16 protein-coding genes and 1 tRNA gene are annotated in these 21,588 nt (G+C 39.0%); 6 read left to right on the top strand and 11 right to left on the bottom strand.

Features of this window, described 5'->3' with window-relative positions:
* Positions 1 to 105 precede the first annotated feature (105 nt).
* The 10 genes from VGE44_RS17125 to VGE44_RS17080 form a co-directional block, all read right to left on the bottom strand.
* The gene (locus VGE44_RS17125; protein WP_331081436.1) at positions 106 to 597 is read right to left on the bottom strand and encodes a cytidine deaminase; all 492 of its coding nucleotides are present in this window, start codon (positions 595 to 597) and stop codon (positions 106 to 108) included.
* Positions 594 to 2,474, bottom strand: coding sequence for a DNA topoisomerase IV subunit B (locus VGE44_RS17120; protein WP_331081434.1), 1,881 nt, complete (start codon positions 2,472 to 2,474; stop codon positions 594 to 596). The genes VGE44_RS17125 and VGE44_RS17120 overlap by 4 nt, the downstream gene beginning before the upstream one ends.
* Before the next feature lie 295 nt (positions 2,475 to 2,769).
* The gene (locus tag VGE44_RS17115) at positions 2,770 to 3,462 is read right to left on the bottom strand and encodes an acyl-CoA desaturase (RefSeq protein WP_331081484.1); all 693 of its coding nucleotides are present in this window, start codon (positions 3,460 to 3,462) and stop codon (positions 2,770 to 2,772) included.
* 125 nt (positions 3,463 to 3,587) lie between these two features.
* Entirely contained in the window at positions 3,588 to 4,091 is a 504-nt protein-coding gene (locus VGE44_RS17110) for a phosphoheptose isomerase (RefSeq protein ID WP_331081432.1), read from the bottom strand.
* Between the two features lie 72 nt (positions 4,092 to 4,163).
* A complete protein-coding gene (locus tag VGE44_RS17105; RefSeq protein WP_331081430.1) occupies positions 4,164 to 4,595 on the bottom strand; it encodes a hypothetical protein in 432 nt (143 codons plus the stop codon).
* A gap of 195 nt (positions 4,596 to 4,790) precedes the next feature.
* Complete coding sequence (locus tag VGE44_RS17100) at positions 4,791 to 5,261, bottom strand: hypothetical protein (RefSeq protein WP_331081428.1); 471 nt, start codon at positions 5,259 to 5,261, stop codon at positions 4,791 to 4,793.
* A gap of 81 nt (positions 5,262 to 5,342) precedes the next feature.
* A complete protein-coding gene (locus VGE44_RS17095; protein ID WP_331081426.1) occupies positions 5,343 to 5,774 on the bottom strand; it encodes a hypothetical protein in 432 nt (143 codons plus the stop codon).
* 170 nt (positions 5,775 to 5,944) lie between these two features.
* Entirely contained in the window at positions 5,945 to 8,383 is a 2,439-nt protein-coding gene (locus VGE44_RS17090; protein ID WP_331081424.1) for a bifunctional YncE family protein/alkaline phosphatase family protein, read from the bottom strand.
* 131 nt (positions 8,384 to 8,514) lie between these two features.
* Positions 8,515 to 9,999, bottom strand: coding sequence for a SusD/RagB family nutrient-binding outer membrane lipoprotein (locus tag VGE44_RS17085; RefSeq protein ID WP_331081421.1), 1,485 nt, complete (start codon positions 9,997 to 9,999; stop codon positions 8,515 to 8,517).
* A 30-nt stretch (positions 10,000 to 10,029) separates the two neighbouring features.
* Complete coding sequence (locus tag VGE44_RS17080) at positions 10,030 to 13,203, bottom strand: SusC/RagA family TonB-linked outer membrane protein (RefSeq protein ID WP_331081419.1); 3,174 nt, start codon at positions 13,201 to 13,203, stop codon at positions 10,030 to 10,032.
* A 593-nt stretch (positions 13,204 to 13,796) separates the two neighbouring features.
* Here VGE44_RS17080 and VGE44_RS17075 point away from each other — a divergent pair.
* From VGE44_RS17075 to VGE44_RS17050, 6 genes are all read left to right on the top strand, one after another.
* Positions 13,797 to 13,870: transfer RNA gene (locus VGE44_RS17075), tRNA-Ala, on the top strand.
* 366 nt (positions 13,871 to 14,236) lie between these two features.
* The gene (locus tag VGE44_RS17070) at positions 14,237 to 17,419 is read left to right on the top strand and encodes a chemotaxis protein CheB (protein WP_331081417.1); all 3,183 of its coding nucleotides are present in this window, start codon (positions 14,237 to 14,239) and stop codon (positions 17,417 to 17,419) included.
* 41 nt (positions 17,420 to 17,460) lie between these two features.
* Complete coding sequence (locus tag VGE44_RS17065; protein WP_331081415.1) at positions 17,461 to 17,826, top strand: response regulator transcription factor; 366 nt, start codon at positions 17,461 to 17,463, stop codon at positions 17,824 to 17,826.
* A 272-nt stretch (positions 17,827 to 18,098) separates the two neighbouring features.
* Positions 18,099 to 19,442 carry a Gfo/Idh/MocA family oxidoreductase gene (locus VGE44_RS17060; RefSeq protein WP_331081413.1) on the top strand — a complete coding sequence of 448 codons (1,344 nt, stop codon included), beginning with the start codon at positions 18,099 to 18,101 and terminating at the stop codon, positions 19,440 to 19,442.
* A gap of 153 nt (positions 19,443 to 19,595) precedes the next feature.
* A complete protein-coding gene (locus tag VGE44_RS17055) occupies positions 19,596 to 20,039 on the top strand; it encodes a cupin domain-containing protein (protein ID WP_331081411.1) in 444 nt (147 codons plus the stop codon).
* 464 nt (positions 20,040 to 20,503) lie between these two features.
* Entirely contained in the window at positions 20,504 to 21,004 is a 501-nt protein-coding gene (locus VGE44_RS17050; protein ID WP_331081409.1) for a DUF2911 domain-containing protein, read from the top strand.
* A gap of 58 nt (positions 21,005 to 21,062) precedes the next feature.
* Here the strand turns inward: VGE44_RS17050 and VGE44_RS17045 are convergent.
* Positions 21,063 to 21,588, bottom strand: a 526-nt coding sequence (locus VGE44_RS17045) for a gliding motility-associated C-terminal domain-containing protein (RefSeq protein ID WP_331081407.1), incomplete at its 5' end; no start/stop codon positions are given.

Here is a 21,588-nt window from a genome sequence, read left to right as displayed (position 1 = left end):
GATCGATATTAGAATTAAAAGAGGCTTTCAATAAAGATCTATTGAAAAATCCTGTTCAATTGCGGGTGTAAATAATTGGACACCTGCACATAATACAATTTACGATTATTTTTGAAGTCTTGTTTCTGCAAAAGCAAAGGGAAGCAAACTTTTTATTCCTTCTGTTCGGATAATTGAACCCTTGCGGCAATAAAAGAGAACATTGATTGGGCTGGACTGTTTCTTTTCGTATTCTGCCATAACCTGTAAACAGGCACCGCAGGAAGTGACCGGTTCCTTTATCTCAAAATGATCAGTTTGAGCGGTTATCGCCATGCTGACAATCTTATCGTCCGGATAAGTGGAGCCGATGGTGAAAAGAGCGACCCTTTCGGCACATAATCCGGATGGGTAAGCTACATTCTCCTGATTACTGCCATAAACTATCTTTCCGCTTTCGAGCTGCACAGCAACCCCTACCCTGAATCCTGAATAAGGAGAATGTGAACTTGACATTGCTTTCTCAGACTCCAGACAAAGATTCTTATCTGATTTACTTAATTCATCTACCGAAGAATACTCCTCAAAAGATATGGAAAGGTTCTTTCTTTCTATCATGATACTTCGGCTAACAATGCTGCTGCTTCCTGCTCCTCTGCAATAACATCAACCTCAACACGCAGGTTCTGAATAATATGCTGTTGCCTGTCTGGAGTATTTTTACCCATATAATATTCCAGAAGACTCTTAATCCCCTGCTCTTTTGATAAGATCACAGGATCAAGCCTTATGTCTGCGCCAATGAACAGACCGAATTCTTCCGGAGAGATCTCACCCAGACCCTTGAACCTTGTTATCTCCGGTTTATTCCCGAGTTTATGAATCGCCCGCTGCCGTTCTTCATCACTATAACAATAGATCGTTTCCTTCTTATTTCTAACCCTGAAAAGTGGGGTTTGAAGGATAGAGACATGCCCGGCCTTAACCAGATCCGGGAAGAATTGAAGGAAAAATGTCATTAATAATAAACGAATGTGCATTCCATCCACATCCGCATCAGTTGCAAACACAATATTATTATAACGAAGGTTATCCAATCCGTCTTCAATGTTCAGTGCATGCTGCAGAAGGTTAAATTCCTCGTTTTCGTACACAACCTTTTTTGTCAGACCAAAACAATTGAGGGGTTTACCCTTCAGACTGAATACAGCCTGTGTCATCACATCCCTTGATTTGGTAATGGAACCACTCGCAGAATCCCCCTCAGTTATAAATAGTGTGGTATCCTGTTTACGCTCATGGTTATCATCAAAATGGATCTTACAATCCCTTAATTTCTTATTATGTAAGGAGGCTTTTTTTGCACGCTCATTCGCCAGTTTTTTGATACCGGCAATATCTTTTCGCTCACGTTCCGACTGAAGTATACGCTTCAGAAGTGCATCCGCATCGGCTGGATGTTTATGGAGATAATCATCCAGTTCCTTTTTGATGAAATCATTGATGAATGTTCTAACTGAAGGTCCATCCGGAGCTATATTCTGCGATCCGAGTTTGGTCTTGGTTTGCGATTCAAATACCGGTTCCTGTACCCTGATTGAAATCGCAGAGACAATAGAAGCCCTGATGTCCGAGGCATCAAACTCCTTTTTATAAAATTCGCGAATGGTTTTAACAACCGCCTCCCTGAAAGCTGCCTGATGCGTTCCTCCCTGTGTGGTATGCTGTCCGTTAACGAATGAATAATATTCCTCACCATATTGCTGACCGTGGGTCATAGCCACCTCTATATCCTCTCCTTTGAGATGAATGATCGGATATCGAAGGGTCTCTGCCTCAGTATTCCTGGTAAGCAGATCATACAAACCCCTTTCGGAGAAAAATTTGGTGCCGTTGAAATTGATCGTCAGCCCGGAATTCAGGAATACATAATTCCAGATCATGCTCTCCACAAATTCAGGGATATAATGATAGTTTCTGAAAATAGTTTCATCCGCATAAAAAACAACTGCGGTCCCGTTACGCTGAGTACTTTCGGTTTCCGGCAAGTCGTTCACCAGAACACCCTGCTCAAATTCAGCCTTTTTTGTACGGCCATCACGGTAGGACTGGACAGTAAAACTGGAGGAAAGTGCATTTACCGCCTTGGTACCTACTCCATTTAAACCTACCGACTTCTGAAAGGCTTTAGAGTCATACTTACCGCCGGTATTGATCTTGGATACACAATCGATTACTTTTCCCAAAGGAATTCCCCGGCCATAATCGCGAATAGATACCTTTTTATCACTCACGGTAACCTCAATCGTACGGCCGGAGCCCATCACAAACTCGTCAATCGAGTTATCCAGAATTTCTTTAAGTAAAACATAAATTCCATCATCGTATGCCGACCCATCACCCAGTTTCCCGATGTACATCCCCGGACGTAAGCGAATATGTTCTTTCCAGTCGAGCGATCGAATACTATCATCACTATAATCTATTTCAGCCATCCTTATCTATAAATAATACCTGTACAATTACAAATTTAAAATTTAGATCGGCATACTGGCTGCTTAGATTTCAACATTTAAACACCGGAAATATAGAATTGCTGCCTGTTTAAATAGATGTGTCGCCGGAGGTTCCCGCTTTCGCGGGAACCTCCCAACCCTTAAATAATGACATTGCACCTTCAGGGTCGCAGTAAAACATTATTCCGCATACTTCGATTCCTGCAAGGCCCAAAACTATGCAACAAAAAAGGGCTCCCATTTAGGAACCCTCATCAAATATAATTTCTTGTATCTATACCTTCCTTAATCTGATGATATGGAGGTGGTGCATCAATTTAATGATAGGATAAGATGGGTCAAATTCGAACCATTTCAATGCAAAATTTACGTTGTTTGGTTTTTTATGATGATTATTCTGAAATAATTCTCCAAGCATCAAAAAGTCTAATGGAAGTGAATTCTTACTGTGATCATGATTATCATAATTAGAATACCCATACTTATGACCGCACCAGTTAACCACTGCTCCGTGAATTGGCCCCATTAGAAAATGAATAGGAAGTAGTAAGAACATCCACCAGTACTCTGCAAAATATACATAGAAAGTTATATATAATGCAATAAAGGTCAGTCGGGTGATCCAAAGGTCACCAATCTTGTCGATTAAGGGCCAGGTTGGGTAATTATCGCGGAAAGCCGGTTCGGGTTCAATCTTAAACCTTACGTAATCGAGGTAAATATTTTTAGTCTGAACCATCATCCCAATCACATCTTTAAAGAAATGCGGAGAATGAGGATCTTTTTCGGTATCACTGTAGGCATGGTGCATACGATGCATGATGGCATAAGCACGCGGATTCAGGAATGAAGATCCCTGAGCCAAAAAAGTAGATAAATAGAAAAATTTCTCCCAGAAAGGGCTCATTTTAAACATTTTATGAGAAGAGTAGCGATGCAGGAAGAATGTTTGAAAGAACAGGGACAAAAACCAATGGCAAAGAAAGAAAATAAGAATTATCATAAATCAAAAAAGGCTTTGGATTGAAAGCCTGCGAAAATAAACAAATTAATATGGTTAATTATACCCCAAATGTCACGATAACATATGCATTATCGTCCGAAATCATCCTGAACTCTGACGATATCAGATTCATCAGAGGGATTTGAGGCATCGGTATGCTGCCAGATTTCTGCAATTACGCCCCAGTCATCAAGCCCGACAAGTCTGTGACGCTCTCCCTGTTTTAACACGATCTGATCCCCTGGATGATATTTCTTAAGTTCAGTCTCCTGGTCTGTAAAGCTGGAAATAACTCCGACTGTACCACTTATTACCTGCCAGATCTCTGCCCTGCGGTGATGATACTGCCATGAAAGCCGGGTTTGAGGGGCTACAACTAGTACTTTCGGACTGAGTTTTCCGGAGATCTTAAGCTGGTCAACAGCGATTCCCCTAAAGTAAGTATCAGAAAATTTCTGAGCCTGATCCTCATTTATTACGAAGAAGCCCCCCCAGGGCCTCTGCAAATCCATTTGTAAAATTTCAAAACCTTGAGCCTCTAAATTCTCTTTTACCTTATTGAATAATTTCTCTTTCTGCAGTACTTTGTCCATATCCTGCAATAATAATTCTTAAGCATGATATATGCAATTTGCACATTAATCAAATAAGCAATAGGTGCCAATTTACTGGTTCATTCCCACCGTAATTTTCCAGAAACCTTCTTCTTTGAACAAAACTTCCAGAACTTGATTTGAAATAGTGATGCGAACCTTTAATGGGAACACGACCTGCTGGAGCTGAAGAGTATGTCCTCTACCGGTTTTAGATATTTCCTGAATTTTATTATAGCTTCCAACTGTAGCCAGTATATTCGTAATGTCTGCACCCACCATGTCAGGACCATCGATTCGCGGAGTGCCCCCGCTTGCATTAACTGCCTCAATCTGAACGGTATTCTCCTTAGCCCTCTGGTCCTTTATAATACTCAGGCGGGTCATGTGTTGCCCTCTTTCAAGAATGTTATATGGCCTCTCTGCCTTTGGCTTAGGTTGTGCATTTACTGAAATTGCACTGAGTACAAAAAGAGCAATTAATATAATTTTGAAATTATTCATTATTCCTGATTTCTATAAAAGACAAATTATTATGTTTATAAACTTTAAAGTGCAAAAAAGGACTATGGAAATTCCGACCACCTTGGGTGGGCAGAAACAGGGTTTTATGATACTTCTATAAATATTCGACCATCTTAGGGGTCGAAGTACAAATTTTTTTACCGGAAATTAGATGTTAGTTAAAAATAATGCAGATTATTTTGTCATCCCTACTGCAATCTTCCAGTTACCTTCTTCTTTGATCAAAACTTCAAGAACCTGATTTGAAATAGTAATGCGAAGCTTTAAGGGGAAGGCAGCTTGAGTAAGCTGAATAGTTTCTCCTCTTCCAGATTTAGAAACCTCCCGGAGAGCATTATAACTACCTATAAAAGCTACGACCTCTGTTATATCTGCACCCGGCATCTCCTCGAGGTGACCAACCTGGTAATCTGCACCTGCAACCTCCGAGCCTACTATTCGGGTTGTTCCACCAGTCAAATTATTAGCATCGATCTGGACAATGTTCCCCTTACCCCTTAAATTCTTGATAATACTAACTTTGGTCATATGCTGCCCTCTTTCAAGAATGGTATAAGGCCTTTCAGGCTTTGGATCGGACTGTGCGTCTACTGAAAAAATTGCCATTGCAAAAATAGCAATCATCATAAATTTGAGGTTTTTCATTTTTTCTGATTTTATTGGTTAGATAAATTGAATATTTATAAAAATTTAAGCATAAAAAGGCTCATTCTCAGATCCTAGTACCTACTGCGTCAATCCAACTGCAATCTTCCAGAAACCGGCATCCTTTATTTCAACTTCCAGAAACTGGCCTGAAATATTAATACGAAGTCTTACTGGAAAAACAACATCCAGTAATTGAATGCTTTCCCCTCTTCCTGATTTAGAAATCTGACGTATCAAATTAAAACTTCCCTGAGTAGGTATTACTTCATTAATCTCTGCACCCGCAAGAATTGGTCCCCTGACCAAAGCGGTTCCGCCGCTTGCATTCAGCACCTCAATCTGAACAATATTCTCTGTACCTCTGAGTTCTTTTCTTACAGCAACCTTATTCATTGACTGGCCCTTTTCGTAAATATGATAGGGTTTTTCAACCTTTTCTCTGGGCTGAGACATCAGCGGACCGACAGATAATAAGATGATTAGTAGGAAGATATACTTGATTAATTTCATATAGCTGAACTTCAATTATTAAATGTAATGAAATTAACCGAATGATTTACAGAGAATTAATCTTTCATTGAAAAAACAGAAACCGTCTCATAAAAATGAAACGGTTTCTATAAATCCGGCTGTAAGCACAGGAGGAAATTTTTAAATTATAGCAATATCAATTCTGAAGATTAATCATCCTGAATCTTTTGCTCCAATCTTAAAAATGCACTTCTTCTGGGTGCAGGCATTTCGAAATCATCCCCTTTTAATCCCTTCCAAAGAACCTCATTAAATAATCTGTCGTCATTCTTATCTACTTCAGCAAAATCAAAGCCATCGGATATTTTTGACCATTTTGAGGCAATCTTATTTATGTCATCAAGACTAACCCTGTTTGGCACAGCTTTAAATTTAGTAAAATCAGGTTTACTGGTAAAGCTCCTGAACATTGGCATCGCGGCAGCGTCATACTGACTCATCGGAGGCAAGCCCAGTATTAACTCCATGGTCCTTAACATCCCTGAAGTGGAATACATTGTGTGATCCAGATAGTTTCTTTTAGTGTACGGACTCACAACCATTGCAATTGAACGATGCGCATCAACATGATCGGGACCATTTTGAGCATCATCTTCAAGAATAAATATTGCAGACTGAGCCCAGATCGAACTGTTACTGATATGTTCGACCAATTTGCCTACTGCCAGATCATTATCTGCAACACAGGCGTAAGGAGTAGGTTTGCCGACTCCAAGTCCCTGGGTGTGATCGGCTCCCAGACGGATCGTACTTAAAGAGGGCACTGCATTTTTCGATAGCAAACCATCAAAATCAGCTTTCCATTGTTCAAAACGCTCAACGTCTTTCACTGTCTGATCGTAATAACCGGTGAATGAAGAACAAACATGAGCTTCATCCAGAACAGGTATATTTCCCTTATCCTTATCTGCAAAAACGCCGTAAGTTCTGAATGAAACCCCATGTCTTTTGCACATATCCCAGATAAATCCATCCTTATTGTTTGCAACTGTCCGGCGGCCTAATCCATCATTTTGTCCGCCTCTGCGACCATAAGAAGTTGGCCAGGTCTTTTCGAGAAAATCGGTTGCATAAGCACCCAGGGACCAGTTATGACCATCGGCACTAACCTCGGCATCGACATAAAAATTATCCAGCAATACATATTCCCTTGCAAGTTTATGCTGATTGGGTGTATATTTCTCTCCAAAAAGAGTAAGCGTAGAATCTCCGTTTCCTTCTTTTATATCTCCAAATACCTGATCATAGGTCCGGTTTTCTTTAATTATATAGAAAACATACTTGATAGGAGAAGGATCACCAACCTTTTTTGGAATAGGATTACCGGCTTCACCATCGGCTATCAATTCCTTGTCCTTACTGTAGGGAGTGTTCATGAAAACATTTTTGGAATATACTTCCAGATCTGCAGCCGTAGGCTCATCGATCACGCTCATTGTTCCCTTCATCAGACTACCTATATATTGCAATCTATTGTTTGCTTGCGGAAGTTCCCCTCTGTGTGATTCTGATTTGACATCGGTTCTTACAGGCTGCGGACCTAAAGGATTTGCGAATGAAGAAAATCCTTTCCCATTACTGACAAATATTTTACTCCCGATTACTCTTACATTCGTTGGGTACCATCCAACCGGGATAAAACCTTTGGAGACACTTTTACCTTTCTGACTTATATTGAAAACTGCCAGGCAATTATTATCGGCATTGGCGATGTATAAACTACGTTCATCCTTCGATAAAGCCAGACCATTTGTTGTAGATCCTGTCAGGGAATTTGGGAATAAAGCAGCATTCAGAATTTCAACAACCTTTTTGGCCTGAACATCAATTACAGAAACACTGTTATCCTGCGAATTAGCAACATAAAGCATGTTTCCTGCTTTATTCAGAATTAATTCATTCGGGTTGTATGAAACGTCAACAGAGGCAGTAACTTTTCTGAGATTGGTATCAAAAAAAGCCACTTTTTTTCCTCCCCATAAGGAGATATAGAGCATTTTCTTATCCGGGGATAAAATACAGGTATAGGCTTCACTTCCAATGCTTTGCTGATGGATGATTTTATTAGTCAGCAGGTCGAAAATATAGAGTGAATTATTTTCCTTAGTGACTACATACAAAAGATTTTTAGCATCATCGATCTCCAAACCAACGGGAGATATTTTCTCAGGCCAGGGTTTACCCAGCTTCAGGGTATCCTTGGTTATTAATTTTGAATTGGCGATTTCATATTTCAGAATCCAGTTATCATTGCCACCAGAGGCATATAAAAACCGGTCACCCTTTCCGAATTTCAGTCCGTAAAAAGATTTTGGAATTTCAACCCTGTCTAATACCTTTTCTGTTTTCGGGTCAATTAACTGAATAGTTTGAATGCTCTGCCCATTATTGCTAACCGCAATAAATTTTTCGGTTCCTGAAACTGCAATATTGAGTGGTAAATCACCCAATTCAATTGATCGTCCTGCTGAAGATAAAGACCAGCCATTAGGCAGCATAATTCGTTTTGCATTCAACTGATCATTTAATTTCTGTGCATTTGAAGCAAATGCAAGAAACACTAAACAAGGAAGGAGTAATTTTTTCATTTCTTTAATTTAATTCCCGCAAGTGTATGTTTATACTAATCATTTATACCCTGGTATTATATTCAAATCGAATTTTGAAATTAACTGATCTATTTCCCATTCCCCATTTCCCATTCCCCTCACACAATATACTATTTCTCCCACCAAACCTTAACATTACTGTTATCACCACCCATAGATGCAACTGCTGACTGCAAATTACCAGAATTCAGGGACTGCAAATAGGTTGGATAAGGCACTCTTGACGGGAATATGTTCTCAGCCGGAATGCCAGTCCCGCGTGGTAAAACAGGATAACCTGTACGACGTTTTTCAAACCAGGATTGATAGTCTACAAAAAAGAATGCGTAATACTTTTGCAGCATGATCTGCTCGAGTTGTTGTTCCTGGCTTAATGCAGAATTATACGCAATCCCCGGATCTGTTAAAAATCCTGCTGGTAAAGCAACTCCCCATTGTGCCATGGATGCACTAATTCCTGAATCATAATGAGCAGCAGGTGTTTTTCCTGTCATAAACCCCTTCAATGCCAGTTCGGCTTTAATAAACTCCACTTCAGAATAGGTCATCATTAAACCTAAACTAGGGAGTGTTTTTAGAATATCGTTATAACTTGAATTCCTATCTACTACATATTCTAAAGTTGTTGGATAGCCACTTTCTATGCCCTGATAAACCGGTACACCACCCACATTGACAGTAGTCATCCAAACGGTTCTCCTAGGATCATTTGTACTGTTCAGTTTGCTCAGAAAGAATTTAGTAAAATAATTACCTGCATTCCAATCAGATAACCTCGCATTATAGTAGGGATTGAAATAAGGAAATGTACCCGGATATTTGAAAATAGCATCATCAGCAACCGAAGTAAATACAGGGTAAGTGGTTGGATTTGCCAAAATTGCATTAATCTGCTGATTGACATCAATTTCTCCATTTCTTTTGCTAATCCTCAGGAGTAGTCTTAATCGCAACGAATTCGCAAATTTCTTCCACTTCTGGATACCTGGATTTTTACTGCCGCTTAAAGCATTGGCATTATAGACCATGTCACCACCATAAGTAAGGGCTTTAGTATCATCAAAAAGACCATTTGCGGTTTCCAGATCTTTCAGGATCTGTACATAGATATCCTTCTGCTTGTCAAATGCCGGCTGAAAATTACCCTCCTGTGCTTTTATTGCCTGTGAATAAGGAACATCGCCATATAAGTCGGTTAATATTGAATAGACCCAGCTTTTGTAAACAAGTGCAATTGCCATGTAGTTTTTTTCCTTCAGCTTATCAGACACTTTGTAAATGTCTTCAACGTCAGTAAGTCTGTCATAATAACCTGTCCAGATTGCCTGTCCGGGCTGCACTACATAGCGGTGCAGGCCCTGTCCGCTGGTGCTGGAACGTGGGGCATCAACCTGCATCAGCTCATTTGTAAAATTTCTTGAGGCAGTTACATTATTATTAATTAATCTGTACTGCATTTGCCCCAGTAATACACCGGGAGTAACATCTTTCGGGCGGTTGGGATCTGTATTTAATTCCTCAAATTTATCTGTACAAGATATAATTGAAGTTATAAGCATACTTAATGCAAGAACTATTTTGGTTGTAAATTTCATTGTTTTCTTATTAAGAAATAATAAATCAGATTAGAATTTAAAAGTCAGGTTAGTACCCATTGTCCGGTTCGAAGGGAACTGGGCAAGCTCTACACCGGGAGTGAGAGTACCATTATTCAGGTTTCCACCTTCCGGATCAAAGCCAGGGAATTTTGTGAAATTAAACAGGTCTCTTCCCCAAATTGCGATACTGGTTCTTTGAACTCCAAACTTCTTCAACAGGTTTGAGGGTAAGGAAAACTCAAGCCTTACCTCTCTGATTTTCAGAAAAGAGGCATCAAAAATATTGGTTTCGGCATTGGCTATTTGATAATAATTATCATAATAAGCACTTGCAGCGGCCTTAACAGTATTTGGCACATAAGTACCATCGGACTTCTTCACAACCCCCGGGCCAATGATACCATCTTCTCTGCCCGGTAAGGTTACTCTTGTTTTACCCAAAGTATTGTTTTTATGATTAGTTTGAGAGTACATCGATCCACCTTTCTGGCCATCTATCAAAGCACTGAATCTGATGTTTTTATAGCTCAGTTCATTGCTTATACTTCCTTTCCAATCAGCAAAAGCATTTCCCCATTTTTTGGCAACCGGATCAAGCGGTGCTGGCAAACCATTTGATGAGTTGTAAATGATTTGTCCATCAGGTGATCTCTGAAATCCTCTACCATACATGTCACCCATTAAACCACCCACGCGGGCTTCTATCAGAACATTTGAATTATGCTGATAAATGATTTGATTGGTAATCCCTTCGGCAAGTTCTTTTACATAACTCCTGTTTCTGCTCCAAAGCAATGTAGTATTCCAGGTAAATTTGTTATTCGAAATTGGCTTACCAGATAATTTTACTTCCCAGCCTTTACTGTTAATCAAGCCGGCATTGATAAGGGCAGTTGAAAACCCTGTAACCGGATCTAAGGGAATAGACAAGATCTGATTCCGGCTCTGATTATTGTAGTACGCCACATCAAAGCCAAGCCTGTTCTTTAACATACGCAGATCCAAACCAAACTCATAACTTGAGGTGATTTCAGGTTTTAGCTCTGCATTAAAAAGCTGGGCAGGATTCGTAAAGCTATTGCTGTAGATCCGGTCGTAATACCTTGCAGTTTGATAAGGACGGGTATCATTACCTACCTGAGCCCATGATGCCCTTGCTTTGGCAAAAGTAATAGAAGAAGGTAAATTGAATATCTCATCCAGTATAAAACTTGAGCTGAATGAAGGATAGAAGAAAGAATTATTCTTGAACGGTAAGGTACTCGACCAATCGTTTCTACCAGTTACATCGAAAAATATTTTCTCATCAAAAGCTACCTGAGCTGATCCGTAAACACTCTGGATTGATTTACGGGTCTTAAGCGGATCTGCAACCGCCTGATCTAAACTATTAGATATCTGATAAATACCCGGTTGTGCAAGCTGATCTGCATACATACCTGCAAAATCATATTTCTGATTCATTGAGTTTGCTCCGGCAGAAGCATTGAAGTTTATTTTGGATGATATTTTGTCTTTAAAGGAAAGTAAAACGTCGGTATTTGACTCAAGACTGAATACATTTTGTTCACGATACATCCCACGAGGGTATCTGGTCATGCTAAACGGTCTCTGTTGTGAACGAAACTCATTCGACATATCAAGACCTGTTCTTAACATCAGGTCAAGCTTTTTAGAAATTTCATAATTAGCCGACACCGAACCAACAAGACCATTCTTATTCATGGTATTCAGCATTTCGTACATTGCCAGATATGGATTATCCGGACCGGGATTGAATGGATTTTTTTGCTCTACATTTTCTAATCCCGGTTTCCAGTAAGGTTTATACCATGAAGCCTGCTGGTTTGGACTTGGACCAATAATCAAAAAGTACATTAAGGTTTGATTATTGTATCCGGCCATAGGCAGGTTATCACTTTTCTTATTCGAATAATTTGCTCTCCCGCTGATCTTCAGTTTAGGAGAGAGCTTTTGATTAACTGAAAGTGAGGCATTCAATCTTTCGAAACCGGTATTTGGGATGATCCATTTGTTTTTCATTTGGGTTACCGATACTCTGGCTGATCCCTTTTCATTTCCTCCATCAAGCGACAGACTGTTGGATATCGTATGACCGGTTTGGAAAAAATCAGAGATATAATTTTTATTGGCTACCCATGGAGTCCGGACAGTTGGTTTATTATCCGGGGTATTTGGATCATACTGAAAATAACTTTGTCCTGCAAATTTCGGACCCCATGCACGACCTGCAGCTGCAGTAGTACTGGTGTTAATTCCATCAGGACTATCTAAATAGGAGTAATATGCACTTGTTCTTCCTTCACCATATTCAAATTGATAATCAGGCCAGCGGTTAACCTGCTCTATGTTAAAGTTGGAATTGAAGGTAATACCCAAACTTCCGTCCTTACGCTCACCTGATTTAGTTGTGATAATAATTACCCCGCCTGCCGCACGGCTGCCGTATAATGCTGTCGCGCCCGGACCTTTTAAAACAGTGACATTATCGATATCATCAGGATTCAAATCAGAAACAGAAGAACCATAATCTACCGGACTATCAGCAGAGAGATGGGATGAAAAACCTGTACCTGTAATTTTACTGCTTAATGGAACACCATCTACTACGATTAGGGCCTGATTATTATCCAGGTTTAAGGAAGACTCCCCTCTAAGCGTGATTCTGGAAGAACCCATCGGTCCGGCACCAGTACCCTGTATATTCAATCCGGCCACCTTGCCGGATAAGGAATTTACCCAGTTATTGGTTTTTGCATCAACAATTGCGTTTGCACCTATAGTCTGGGCAGCAAAACCAAGCGACTTTTCTTCCCGTTTAATACCCAAAGCTGTGACAACTACCTCATTAAGAAATTTATTGTCTTCGATTATTTTTACTATAAACTCCGTCTGACCATTAATGTTTATCTCCTGAGGGGTATAACCAATTGAAGATATGACAAGAACACCCTGTTTGGAATCTGTTCTCAATTTAAAATCTCCGTTAAGGTCAGTTGTAGTACCAATTTTAGTGCCTTTTAATAAAACACTAACCCCGGGAACAGGCTCATCCTTTGCATCTTTAACTTTACCGGAGATCTGTGTTTGAGCAAACACTTTCCCGCGGAAGTCCAGGAATGAAAAAGTAATTAATAAAATAAGAATTTTACTAAAAAAGAGCAGGTATTGTCTTTTCATAATCAGTTTTGAATTTTGAGGGTTAAATAATTACGCCACAAAAGTCAAGTCGGGATATTAAGCCTGCATGATGAGAATGTTGTATTTTGAAGAATAAAGAAATTGCCTAAAAGGCTAACAAAGCTTCCTAAATATCGTAAATAATATTATTATCTATTTATTAATCAAATAGTTGCAAAATTTTATTAAGAATAAATTGCCATGACAAAATTCATCTCAGGTTAAATTAATGTGATAGAAAAGTTTAATTAGAAATTTTTGGGATATTTCAATTTGAAGGGATCTATTATAAAACACAATGAGGAAAAACCTAATCTAAGTAGTCAAAAGCTTAGCAAGACCAGGGATAAATGAATTTTGGGATTTTAAATACTGCAACACAAATTACAGCGGGGTTGAAATTCACATTATCTGGTTATCGACATGAGCTACGGAAACATGTCCAACAGCCATGTATTCTTCAATTAGAAATTTACCTTTCTGCTATACTGTATCAGCAAAAATCATAAATGATCTTTTACAAACTTGAAAAAGTCGTTTAAAATGCTGATAATTGTACCCGGAGAACCAATCCAATGGAACTCTCCAAATATGGGGGATTAGCTCATTTGGCTAGAGCGCTTCGCTGGCAGTGAAGAGGTGATCGGTTCGAATCCGATATTCTCCACGGATAAGGCTTCAGACGATTCTGAGGCCTTTTTCATTACAAAGTGTCGTTACAACCCTCCCAGAAACCAAAATTCTGTATCTATAGTTCCAGGTCAATTGTCAGGTTGCTGAAAGTGATGTAATTCATCAAACCATTCACATGCCATCTCAATAATCAATTCCCCGAATAGTAAAATGTAACAAACAATAACCAGATTCTTTTAACAATTTAAAAGAGTTATATTTAAAGTATTATAAGTTTATACAAATCAGAATAGCCTAACTCTTTACGTTTTTTCCGCTTTGATACCATCAGGTACTTTAATAGTCAGATTACCTCTTTAACAAGAGTTTTAGCCTTTTACCTTTTTTAATTTCTGGCCATATGAGTACTACTATCCCCCACCACATTATTGCCATTGGCGCATCCGCCGGCGGGATGGAAGAAATCAATTTATTCTTCGATCATACACCTTTGGATGGAGTAGCTTATGTTATTATTCAGCATTTGTCTCCCGATTTTAAAAGCCGCATGGTTGAATTATTGTCCAGGCATAGTAAGCTCATCGTAAAAGAAGCTGAAAATGGAATGGCAGTTCTTCGCAACGAAGTCTACTTGATTCCGCATGATAAGTTTATGACCATTAGTAATGGATTGCTCATTTTGAGTAAAAAGGAAAATATAAAAGGCCCTCATTTAACCATCAATACTTTTTTCGATTCACTTGCTGCTGATTGCGGCAAAAGAGCAATCGGAGTAATTCTTTCAGGACTAGGAACTGATGGCACTGAAGGAATCAAAGCCATTAAAAAAGCCGGAGGTATGGTCATAGCACGTAACCCGGCAAATTCTGAGTTTAGCAATATGCCATCCAGCGCCATTGCAACGGGTTTGGTGGATTTCGTTCTGGAGCCCACCCTCATGCCTGCCGTAATAGAGGATTATGTAAAAAATTCTATCGATTTATTAACTGATAGTGATGCAGACGATAAAAATTTAAAATCGATAATCGAACTGATCAAGGAGACCTCGCCACTTGATTTTTCCGACTATAAACAAACAACAATACTCAGAAGAACCAAGAGAAGGGCTACTTATGGCAATTTTACTTCCCTCGGAAATTATCTCAATTTTCTTAAACAAACACCCGAAGAAGTTGAATCCCTGACCAAGGAGTTTCTTATCAGTGTTACCTCTTTTTTCAGAGATAAGGAAGCATTTGAATTTATTCAGAAAGAAGTATTTCCTGAGATTTTAAAGAATCTCGCTCCTGGGGAAGAATTGAAGATGTGGGTAGCTGGTTGTGCAACCGGAGAAGAAGTTTATTCATTGGCGATACTAATTGATGAACTACTCACAGGCAAATTTGAAGATACTGTCGTAAAAATATTTGCGACGGATATTGATAGTACCGCACTGCTTTATGCAGGAAAAGGGATTTATACTGAAAGTATTTCTAAAGATGTATCAGCTGAAAGGCTTGAGAAATATTTCCTTAAAGAGGGCGATAAATTCAGAATCAGTCAGACAATCCGTAAAATGGTCATTTTTGCCCAGCACGATCTGGTTAAAAATCCGCCCTATTGCAATATGCACTTTATCAGTTGCCGGAACCTGCTCATTTATATGACGCCAATTCTGCAAAAGAAAATATTCACTATGCTGCTTTTCGGACTTAAAATGGATGGCTATCTGTTTTTAGGTTCCAGTGAAAATCCGATTTCGATATTAAAAGATCTGGAGGTAGTTCATAAAAAATGGAAAATATATAAAAATCTAAAAGTTAAACGGGGTATTAATTTTGATGCCTTCTCTTTGCCCGACTTATTGGATATCAAGCGCAACCCCTCCCGCTTTGTAACAGAAGAAATTGAAAAAGGTACCAATTCGGCATTGTGTGAAGCCATGCAAAGTAATCTGGCAAATGATCTCGATTATCTGGCAATTTGCGTCAATGAAAACAATCAGGTACAAAGTTCCTACGGCGATACCTCGACCTACCTGCTGCAAAAACATTTTACTTCAAACCTCCCGGAACTTTTGCCAAAACCTTTAGCCATAAGCTATAAAATATTGTGCATCAAGGCTATAAAAGAGAATCAAAAAGTAAATCTCAATGGTATCAGGATAAAAAAAGAACAGAAAATAATTAAAGTAAATCTTTCTATTAGGCCCCTGGAGCTTATCAGCAAGAAATTATTATTGGTAGTTTTCTCCAAAGACCATACACACAATACAAATAAAAGCCCTGTATTCGACGAGAATGTCTATCTCGACCAGTATACAAAGAGCCTGGAAGATGAGCTTAAGGAATTAAAAGATAAACTGCAAACTTCATACGAAAGACTTGATGCTTCCAATGAAAATATGCAGTCCTTTAATGAAGAATTGATTTCGGCCAATGAAGAAATGCAGAGTACAAATGAAGAAATGCAATCTGTTAATGAAGAACTGCATACCATTAATTCTGATTATCAGTTAAAAAACAAAGAGCTGCTTGAAATCAATGACGATCTGAACAACTATTTCAGAAGTAATCTAAACGGACAGTTAATCATTAACAATGATCTGGAATTGGTGAAATTTTCGCCTGGTACAGTAAAGCAAATAAACTTACTTGAGACCGATATTGGCCGGCCACTCAGTAATATATCAACCAATATCAAATTTGAAACGATTGTGGATGATATAAAGCAGGTTTTGCAGAACGGCACAGTCATTACGAAAGAGATTGAAACACAAAATGGCAAATGGTATCAAATAATGACAATGCCATACTTTGAGCAAGCCAATAACAGAAACAATGGAGCAATAATTACTTTCAATGACATCACTGAACTCAAGAAAACACAGGCTGAAATTGATATAAAGAATAAAACCCTGATCAGAATTAACGCGGACCTTGATCATTTTATTCATGCTGCATCGCATGATCTTTTAGCACCTCTTGGCAATATTGAAACCAGTATTAATATCATGAATAAAATCCACCTGTCTGATGAAAAACTGACGGATTTTTTAAATATTATAAATACTTCCGTGAAAAAATTCAGGGAATTAATTACTGATATAGCGACGATTGCAAAGATAGAAAATGACATGAGCGCGAGAGAATTAGTGGATCTTAACGAGATAATTGAAAATATAGAATGGAGTTTAGAAGATAAGATCAAAGCATCAGGTGTGAAAATTACCAGGAGGCTTGAAGTGAGACAGATTCCGTTTTCTAAAAAAAATCTGCGAAGCATAATGTTTAACCTGATTTCAAACGCTATAAAATTCAAAGGATCTGATGCTCCGGAAATTACGATTCTTACCTGGAAGGAAGCGGATAAGATCATTCTATCTGTAAGGGATAATGGCCTCGGAATTCCAAAAGCAGGATTAGACAAAATATTCGACATGTACGGCCGATTAAAACAGGACATTGAAGGTCAGGGAATTGGTTTATACCTCGCAAAAAAAATAGTGAATGCTGCAGGAGGGGAAATTGTTGTTGAAAGTGAGCCCGGTGTCGGCTCTGATTTTATGATTCATATTAAAGCAGATTCTGAAAATCTGGAATAACAAACTAAATAGCAGCCTATATTGATAGTGGAAACATAGTTATGAAAGAAAAAATTTTAATTCTGGATGACGACAAGGATATTCTCGAAATCCTATCACTAATTTTAGCAGAATCGGGGTATGAAATTCTTAGCCTGACAAACGGGAAAAGAGTAATTGAAGAGATAAAAGAATTCAATCCCAACTTAATCTTGATGGATGTAATGCTTGGAGATATGGATGGCTTTGAAATTTGCAAAGGCATTAAAGAGAATATTCAGCACAAGCACTTACCTGTAATTATTATTTCCGCATCATGCCATCTTGAAGAATCCTTCGGGAAAATGGGCGCACCTGATGATTATCTGGCAAAACCCTTTGATATTGAAGTTTTACTGAGTAAGGTCGAAAAACACCTGAGAACCTGATCTATCAAAAACCCAAAATTACACTATTAGACTCCCACTGGTCGGTATGTTCTGCAAGGTATGCCGGGCTGCAGATAAAATAAATTTTAATTCACTCCAATAAAAAAACACTACTCTAAGCTATCCCATCATATAGCCTTCCTAGGATTTGAAACGAGTGTTTCATAATTTATTCACAATCAGCATATTTCTTATTGGTTTTTTATAGCTTTAATCATCAGGTGATTAGAGAAATTATTCAAAAGCAATTAACAAGACAGTAAAAACCAGCTATGTATAATTCCAGAAGAAAATTCATTCAAAACACTATGCTCCTGGGAGCCGGAATCAGCATGCCGCAAATCCTGAACGCTTCCGATTTTGGCCTCTTTACCAGAACTATTAAAGCATCCGATCAGATCAATTTTGGGCTGATTGGCTGCAAAGGTATGGGCTGGTCGAACATGAATGCACACCTGAAACTCCCACAGGTGAATTGTATTGCACTCGCAGATGTGGATCAAAGTGTACTTGATCAGCGTACCGAGGATGTATTTAAATTACGCGGCAAACGACCAAAGCAATACAGGGATTATCGCAAATTATTGGAAGACCCCGCCATTGATGTTGTCATCATCGGCACCCCTGATCACTGGCATTGCCTGAACATGGTTGATGCTGTTTCGGCCGGCAAACATGTCTATGTTGAAAAACCAATAGCCAATACCATTGAAGAATGCCAGATTATGGTGAAAGCGCAGCAGCGATATGGTAAGATCGTACAGGTGGGACAGTGGCAGCGTTCAGGATCACAATATGCTGAAGCCATTGATTATGTAAAATCAGGAAAGCTGGGTCAGATCAGGCTGGTGAAATGCTGGGCATATCAGGGCTGGATGAAACCTGTACCTAAATTGCCAAACAGTCAGGCACCGGCAGGAGTTGACTATACGATGTGGTTAGGTCCGGCACCAAAACGTGATTTTAATCAGAACCGCTTTCATTTTAATTTCAGATGGTTTTGGGATTATGCCGGTGGTTTAATGACCGACTGGGGTGTGCATGAGATCGATATTGCCTTATTTGCGATGGGAGTTCAGGCTCCGAAATCGGTAATGGCTTCAGGCGGAAAATTTGCTTATCCGGATGATGCTTCTGAAACTCCCGACACCCTTCAAACAGTATATGAGTACGATGGATTTAATATGCTCTGGGAACATGCCACAGGTATTGATGGAGGCAATTACGGTTCAACCGAAGGCATCGCATTCATTGGAAATAATGCCACCCTGGTAGTCAACCGTGGTGGCTGGAAGGTAATTCCTGAAACGGAAAACAAGGATGGCCAGCGGGTTAACAAGGTTGAGGAAGTGGCGCATCGCAAACCTGAAAGGAATGCGCATGAAGCACATGCGATTAATTTTGTGGATGCAATTACAAATAATGATGTCACGCGCTTAAAATGTGGAATTCAAACCGGAAGTATTGCAGCAATCAATGCACAAATGGGGAATATTGCCTATAAAACAGGTAAGAAAGTCTATTGGAATGCTTCAAAAAATGAATTTACAGATACTGAAGCCAATCAATTGATGAAAGCACGTTACTTTAATGGATGGCAGGTACCGAAGGTTTAGTGGGGAATGGGGATTAGGAAATAGTGACCCGATAGCTATCGGGTGGGAAACAGGGACCCGATGGCTATCGGGAGGAGGAAAATTTGTTATCTTCATTTCTCAAGAGCACAATTACATTTTTTAACTAATTATTACAAAACGATTTAAATTCAGATGAAAAGACTTATATTCTTAATGCTCCCTGCGACTTTGTTATATGCTTGTAATCAGTCAGCCACAAACGATTCAAGTAAAATGGAAGGCAACACAAAAGACACCGTCGCATCAACACAGAAAGTATCAGACACTCTTAACATTGATATTGTACAAACATCTCCAAATCAGGCCAGAGTGCTGATGGAGAATGAACATGTAAGGGTTGTAGAATACGCTGTAAAGCCCGGAGAAAAGGATGTTTGGCATACTCATCCTCCAAGATCATCTTATGTTGTTTCAGGTGGAAAAGTCAAAGTATATTCTGAAAATGGAGAGCCCAAAATTTCGGAGGTTAAAACAGGTGCTTCATCCTGGGCAGGGCAGGGTGCCAAACATTATGTAGAGAATATTGGCGATACGGATATTAAGATCATATTAACCGAGATTAAGTCAATGCATTAGGATTAATAGGATTAGAGGATGATAGGAGTTAGGATTAAAGGATGATAGGATTAAATGATTAGTATGATTAAATCATCATCCCTGAAAATCGAACTAAATACTTAGTTGCTTGCTGTTTATATAATTGTCAATTGAACACTCTTTAATCCTATAATCTTGCAATCCTATAAATCCTAACTCTGACAGTACCCATAATAACTCTAATCCTATTAACCGAGATTAAGTCATTGAATTAGGATTAAAGGATGATAGGATTAAAGGATTAGTATGATTAAATCATCCTCCCTCAAAATCGAACCAAATACTTATTTGCTTGCTGTTTATATAATTGTTAATTGAGCACTCTTTAATCCTATAATCTTAAAATCCTATAAATCCTAACTCTGACAGTAATTCTTGTAATAATATTATTCCATTTCATTATTATAATCAACCTTATCTATATTTGTTAAAAACCCATAAACATGAAAAAACTATTTGTACTATTATTAATGACAGGCCTTTTCAGCGGATTCACTGCGTGTGCTCAAAGGCCAAGCCCGGCGGCTAAAGTTTCGGAAACTACAAGCACGGGAGTAAAAATCAGTATCGATTACAGTCAGCCTGGAGTTAAAGGCCGTACCATTGGTAAGGAAATAGCTACTTATGGCAAAGTTTGGCGGACAGGTGCAAATGAGGCTACAGTTTTTGAAGTTAGTAAAGCTGTAAAGGTTGAAGGCAAATCTCTTCCGGCAGGAAAATACAGCCTGTACACCATTCCTGGCGAGAACCAATGGACTGTAATGATCAACAAGTCATGGAACCAGTCGGGCACAGAATACGATCAGGCACAGGATGCAATGCGTTTTACTGTAAAACCGATTAAATCTGCAAGTTTTACTGAGCGTATGACCTTTAAGATCGCAAAATCTGGTCTTGTTTCTTTGATCTGGGGCGACCATCAGATCAATTTCAACGTAAAATAATATCAAAGCGCCCTTTTTCTGAAGCTGAAACTTATTAAGACTCAGAAAAAGGGCATTTTTATCTTACCAGAGTAACATATCCGGATCGTGAATACGGCTTTGAATTACGGATACCTTCAAAGACCCAATAATAAACTCCGGTAGGAACCTGTATATTCTCCTTAATTCCCGTCCAGTAATTTTCGATATCCGGAGTAGTAAAAACCACATCCCCCCATCGGTTAAATATCCTGAAACTTTTAACTTTTATTTCTTCATTCAATAATACAGTTAGTTCATCATTAACCTTATCTCCGTTTGGAGTAAAAATATTGGGGATAGCCATTTCAGGCACGAATATCTCCACCGGTGCCGGCGTGACACTAACGCAGCCCCCATTACTCGTACTTTTTATATAATAGGTCCCGCTTTTAAATATTCTATCCGGATCACGGAGTGGAATCGTGGTTTCATTATCCATCCAATAGCTGTAGGTTAGATCGGGTGCCGGTGTATATGCTTTAGTCAGATCAATTGTTTCAGGATAATCTGCCTGTAATACGCGGTTTAATGTAACCTTCGGCACCTGTACAATGGTGACAAGG

The sequence above is a fragment of the Daejeonella sp. genome, from assembly GCF_036405355.1.
GTDB lineage: Bacteria > Bacteroidota > Bacteroidia > Sphingobacteriales > Sphingobacteriaceae > Daejeonella.
The sequence above is the reverse complement of the archived record's forward strand: the minus strand, read 5'-3'. Positions and strand labels throughout refer to the sequence as shown.

Excerpts from the sequence above, each read along its gene's own strand:
- VGE44_RS17125 (WP_331081436.1), bottom strand. The coding sequence starts at position 597 with ATGATAGAAAGAAAGAACCTTTCCATATCTTTTGAGGAGTATTCTTCG.
- VGE44_RS17120 (WP_331081434.1), bottom strand. The coding sequence starts at position 2,474 with ATGGCTGAAATAGATTATAGTGATGATAGTATTCGATCGCTCGACTGG.
- VGE44_RS17110 (WP_331081432.1), bottom strand. The coding sequence starts at position 4,091 with ATGGACAAAGTACTGCAGAAAGAGAAATTATTCAATAAGGTAAAAGAG.
- VGE44_RS17105 (WP_331081430.1), bottom strand. The coding sequence starts at position 4,595 with ATGAATAATTTCAAAATTATATTAATTGCTCTTTTTGTACTCAGTGCA.
- VGE44_RS17100 (WP_331081428.1), bottom strand. The coding sequence starts at position 5,261 with ATGAAAAACCTCAAATTTATGATGATTGCTATTTTTGCAATGGCAATT.
- VGE44_RS17095 (WP_331081426.1), bottom strand. The coding sequence starts at position 5,774 with ATGAAATTAATCAAGTATATCTTCCTACTAATCATCTTATTATCTGTC.
- VGE44_RS17090 (WP_331081424.1), bottom strand. The coding sequence starts at position 8,383 with ATGAAAAAATTACTCCTTCCTTGTTTAGTGTTTCTTGCATTTGCTTCA.
- VGE44_RS17085 (WP_331081421.1), bottom strand. The coding sequence starts at position 9,999 with ATGAAATTTACAACCAAAATAGTTCTTGCATTAAGTATGCTTATAACT.
- VGE44_RS17080 (WP_331081419.1), bottom strand. The coding sequence starts at position 13,203 with ATGAAAAGACAATACCTGCTCTTTTTTAGTAAAATTCTTATTTTATTA.
- VGE44_RS17070 (WP_331081417.1), top strand. The coding sequence starts at position 14,237 with ATGAGTACTACTATCCCCCACCACATTATTGCCATTGGCGCATCCGCC.
- VGE44_RS17065 (WP_331081415.1), top strand. The coding sequence starts at position 17,461 with ATGAAAGAAAAAATTTTAATTCTGGATGACGACAAGGATATTCTCGAA.
- VGE44_RS17060 (WP_331081413.1), top strand. The coding sequence starts at position 18,099 with ATGTATAATTCCAGAAGAAAATTCATTCAAAACACTATGCTCCTGGGA.
- VGE44_RS17055 (WP_331081411.1), top strand. The coding sequence starts at position 19,596 with ATGAAAAGACTTATATTCTTAATGCTCCCTGCGACTTTGTTATATGCT.
- VGE44_RS17050 (WP_331081409.1), top strand. The coding sequence starts at position 20,504 with ATGAAAAAACTATTTGTACTATTATTAATGACAGGCCTTTTCAGCGGA.